At 71.3% G+C, this 4,433-nt stretch carries 5 protein-coding genes; 4 read left to right on the forward strand and 1 reads right to left on the reverse strand.

Annotated features, from left to right (window positions below):
* Positions 1-167 precede the first annotated feature (167 nt).
* From JHN63_RS48500 to JHN63_RS48510, 3 genes are all read left to right on the forward strand, one after another.
* Positions 168-575 carry a helix-turn-helix domain-containing protein gene (locus JHN63_RS48500; RefSeq protein ID WP_200691525.1) on the forward strand — a complete coding sequence of 136 codons (408 nt, stop codon included), beginning with the start codon at positions 168-170 and terminating at the stop codon, positions 573-575.
* Positions 576-592: 17 nt separating this feature from the next.
* Positions 593-1,246, forward strand: a complete 654-nt coding sequence (locus JHN63_RS48505; RefSeq protein ID WP_200691526.1) for a uridine kinase — start codon at positions 593-595, stop codon at positions 1,244-1,246.
* Positions 1,247-1,527: 281 nt separating this feature from the next.
* On the forward strand, positions 1,528-1,956 hold the full coding sequence (locus tag JHN63_RS48510; protein WP_200691527.1) for a CBS domain-containing protein: 429 nt from the start codon (positions 1,528-1,530) through the stop codon (positions 1,954-1,956).
* A gap of 59 nt (positions 1,957-2,015) precedes the next feature.
* Here JHN63_RS48510 and JHN63_RS48515 read toward each other — a convergent pair whose 3' ends face one another.
* Positions 2,016-3,143, reverse strand: a complete 1,128-nt coding sequence (locus tag JHN63_RS48515; protein WP_200691528.1) for a magnesium and cobalt transport protein CorA — start codon at positions 3,141-3,143, stop codon at positions 2,016-2,018.
* A 271-nt stretch (positions 3,144-3,414) separates the two neighbouring features.
* Here JHN63_RS48515 and JHN63_RS48520 point away from each other — a divergent pair, with 271 nt between their 5' ends.
* Positions 3,415-4,209, forward strand: a complete 795-nt coding sequence (locus JHN63_RS48520) for a methyltransferase domain-containing protein (protein WP_200691529.1) — start codon at positions 3,415-3,417, stop codon at positions 4,207-4,209.
* Positions 4,210-4,433: the final 224 nt, after the last annotated feature.

The raw sequence follows: 4,433 nt of genomic DNA on the forward strand, positions 1-4,433 counted from the left end.
CCGAGCGCCTCCGCCGTGACGGCCCGCCCCGCCCGGCCACCGGCCCCGAGGACCACGATCCCGCTCATGCCCAACTTCCTTGTCCGGCAGCGTTCTTCGCCGCCCGACCTGCATGGTGGGGAGTCAGGGCCCGGTTACTTCAACGGTACCGGCGCTAGCCTCGACACATGACCGACGCGAGGGACGCCGTACGGGACGCCGCACGACAGGAACCGCTCGACCCCGACATGTTCGACCCCCTCTGCCCCTCCTCCGCGATGCCCTTCCGGGTGGGCGACAAGTGGACGGGCATGATCGTCCGCTGCCTGGAAGGCGGCCCGCGCCGCTTCACCGAACTCCGTATACCGCTCAAGGCCGTTACCCCCAAAGTGCTCAGCGAGACCCTGCGCGCCATGGAACGCGACGGCCTGCTCACCCGGACCGTGTACGACGAGAACCCGCCGCGCGTCGAATACGCCCTCACCCCGCTCGGCCGCAGCCTCGTCCCCCTCCTCGACGCCGCCCGCGCCTGGAGCGAGACCCACCTCCCGCACCTCCTCGCCGCCCGCCGGAACCACCTGCACGACACACACTGATCGCGGCCTGCCGCATCATGGGCCCTGTGCGACTGGAAGCGATCACCTGGGACCGGCTCGGCGACCTCCTCGCCGAGCGCCTGCTCGACCTGAAGCCGGCCGACGGCGGCCCCTGGCCGCGCGTCGCCATCGACGGGGCTCCCGCGGCCCACCCGGGCGACCTCGCCGAGCGCGTCTCGGAGGCGCTGCGTATCCGCGGCCGCTCCTCGCTCGTCGTGGGCACCGAGGGCTTCCTGCGCCCGGCCTCGCTGCGCCTGGAGTACGGGCGCCAGGACGTCGAGGCGTACTACGACGGCCGGTTCGACACCCGGGCCCTGTGGCGCGAGGTCTTCGGCCCGCTCGAACCGGACGGCGACGGCCGCGTCCTGCCCGACCTGTGGGACCCCGCCGCGGACCGCGCCACCCGCAGCCCCTATGTCCAACTCCCGCCCGACGCCGTCCTGTTGCTGCACGGACCCTTCCTCCTTCGACACTGGTTCCCCTTCGACCTGACCGTCCACGTCCTCCTCTCCCCGGGCGCCCTGCGCCGCCGTACCCCCGAGACCGAGCACTGGACCCTCCCCGCCTTCGAGCGCTACGAGGACGAGACCGACCCGGCCGGCACGGCGGACGTCCTGGTGCGCGCGGACGATCCGCGCCATCCGGCGTGGGGCGGGTGGGGCAAGGGGTAGTGGGCGGAGGGCCAAGGGGTAGCGGTGGGCCGAGGGCCTCGCCGACCCCTGCGCCTCGGTGGAGATCCGCGGCACCGCCGAGATCCTCACCGAGGTGGACAGACGGCTTCCGTGCGAGCGCTCGCACAAGTCCCTCGGCGTTGACCCGGCCGTCCCGGCCGGTGTACCGGAAGTCGCGACCGTCCGGGTGCGTTCCCCTCGCCGCGCGGCGAGAATGTAGGGCGCCGGGACTAGCGGAACGTTCTGTGCCGCGCCGGCCGTCCGGCATCGGGAGGTACTTCATGACCACCGCCGGAGACATCATGCACCGGGGCGCCCAGTGGATCCCCGCCCATGAAACCCTGGACCGCGCCGCCCAGCTGATGCGCGAACTGGGCGTCGGGGCCCTGCCCATCAGCGACGAGAACGAACGGCTCTGCGGCATCCTCACCGACCGGGACATCGTCGTCGGCTGTGTGGCCATGGGCCACGACCCGGCCAAGATCACCGCCGGCGAGATGGCCCAGGGCACACCCCGCTGGATCGACGTCGGCGCCGATGTCGGCGAAGTGCTCCAGGAGATGCAGGGACACCAGATCCGCCGGCTTCCCGTCATCGACAACAAACGCCTCGTCGGCATGATCAGCGAGGCCGACCTGGCCCAGCACCTGACGGAGGAACAACTCGCCGGCTGGGTCGAGAGCGTGTACGCCCGCAGCGGCATGCGCTGAACCCTCGCGGGCGGTGCCGGGCGCGGAACCCCGGACGACTCCGGCTCAGCGGCTGCCGTTCAGAGCCAGCCGTTGCGCCGGAAGCCCCGGTACAGCGCGAGACAGGCCACGGTTATCACGCCGAGGACCAGGGGATAGCCGAACCGCCAGTGCAGCTCCGGCATGTGGTCGAAGTTCATGCCGTACACACCGCACACCATCGTCGGTACGGCGATCACCGCGGCCCAGGCCGTGATCTTCCGCATGTCCTCGTTCTGCGCGACCGTCACCTGGGCGAGGTGCGCCTGCAGGATCGAGTTCAGCAGTTCGTCGAAGGACGCGATCTGCTCCTTCGCCCGCAGCAGATGGTCGGAGACATCCCGGAAGTAGGCCTGTATCTCCGGGCCGATCACCCGCATCGGCCGGGTGGCGAGCTCCTCCAGCGGGCGGCCGAGGGGGACGACCGCCCGCTTCAGCTCCAGGAGTTCACGCTTGAGCTGGTAGATACGGCCGGGGTCGGCCCGCGCGCCGTTCTCCGCGAACACGTCCGTCTCCACCTGGTCGATGTCCGCCTGCACGGAGTCCGTGACGCTCAGATAGTCGTCGACCACGTGGTCCGCGATCGCGTGCAGCACCGCGGCCGGGCCCTTGGCGAGCTGCCGGGGGTTCGACTCCAGCCCCTCGCGCAGCGGCCCCAGTGAGCCGTGCCGTCCGTGCCGCACGGTGATGACGAACTCGGCGCCGACGAACACCATGATCTCGCCGGTGTCCACGACCTCGCTCGTCGCGGTCAGCTTCTCGTGCTCGACGTAGCAGACCGTCTTGAACACCGCGAACAGCGTCTCGCCGTAGCGCTCCACCTTCGGGCGCTGATGAGCCTCGATCGCGTCCTCGACGGCCAGCGGGTGCAGGTCGAAGAGCTCGGCGATGCCCGCGAACTCCTCGTTCGTCGGCTCGTGCAGGCCGAGCCAGACGAAGCCGTCGTCCTTCTTGCGCACCCGCTCGACGGCGTCCACCAGATCGCCGCCGACCGGGACCCGGACGCCGTCCTGATACGTGACGCACTTCACCACCGAGGAGCCCAGCGGTGACCGGGCGTGGTGGCTCAGGTCGACCCGCGGGCGCCGCCGCGCCAGCCGCGCCACCTTGCGGAGGCCGCTGACCCTGCCCAGGCCCGTGACCTTCCGAAGATTCCCTGCCATGGACATCCGGATCTCCTTGGGTGGATCCCCTCGCATCGCATTTCTGCGCCTTGGCGTGCCAGTTTGCCAGGCCGACGTGAGCGGTGGGTAAGCCTGTGGGAACGGAATCCTCCGCTTTGTTCCCGGCTGTGGACGAAGCCGTGAGCGCGCTGTCTTTCCCGCTGTGGACGGAGCCGCGTACGAGCGGGCGCACTGCCGCGGCGAGGGGTGCCGCAAGGGCTGCGGAACCGGAGCGTCGCCCCCTGTCGACAAGCGGGGCAACTGGGATGATCGCGGCATGACGCGATCCGACGGGTATCTCCTCGACAACCGGCAGTCCGAGGCGGGACAGCGCTTCGACGCCTTCGCCACGCTCTTCGACCCCACGACGTTCCGGCACTTGGAGGGGTTCGGCATCGGACCCGGCTGGCGGGTCTGGGAGGTCGGCGTCGGCGGCACCTCGGTGGTGTCCTGGCTGGCCAAGAAGGTCGGACCGACCGGGAAGGTCCTCGCGACCGACATCGACACCTCCCAGGTCGCTGCGGTGGCACGTCCGCCGATCGAGGTGCGCGTCCACGACGTGGGTGCCGAGGAACCGCCGGGGGAGGGCTTCGACCTCGTGCACGCCCGACTGGTCCTCGTCCATGTCCCGGACCGGGAACGGGCGTTGCACTCGATGATCAAGTCCCTGCGCTCCGGCGGACGCCTCCTGATCGAGGACGCCGACCCCGCCCTCCAGCCCCTGCTCTGCCCCGACGAACACGGCCCCGAGCAACAGCTCGCGAACCGCCTCCGCCACGGTTTCCGCGAACTCCTCGCCGCCCGCGGCGCCGACCTCTCCTACGGCCGCCGGCTCCCGCGTCTGCTCCGCGAGGCCGGCCTGCGCCGCGTGGAGGCCGACGCGTACTTCCCGGTCACCTCACCGGCCTGCGCCGCCCTGGAATCCGCCACGGTCCGCCAGATCCGCGACCAACTCGTCACGGCGGGCCTGGCCACGAACGAGGACATCGACCGCCACCTGGCCAATGTCGCCTCCGGCTCGATGGATCTGGCGACGGCTCCCATGATCTCGGCGTGGGGGCGCAAGGGGTAGGCGGGAGACGGGAGTTGACGGTGGGCGTCGGCGCCGGTCGGTGAGGGAGCGGTGGTGGGTCTCCGGCGGGGCCGGACTCGGCGCTGGTGCCGGGCAGGGGAGTCGCCGTCCAACACCGGCGGCCGCCCGCCCCGTACAACTGTCCCTCCGCCCAACACAGTTGACCGGCGACCCGGCGCAAGCCCCCCTCACTCCCGCACCGGCGGCCGTCCCCCCACCCGTTC

The sequence above is a fragment of the Streptomyces sp. MBT65 genome (assembly GCF_016612545.1).
Lineage (GTDB): Bacteria > Actinomycetota > Actinomycetes > Streptomycetales > Streptomycetaceae > Streptomyces.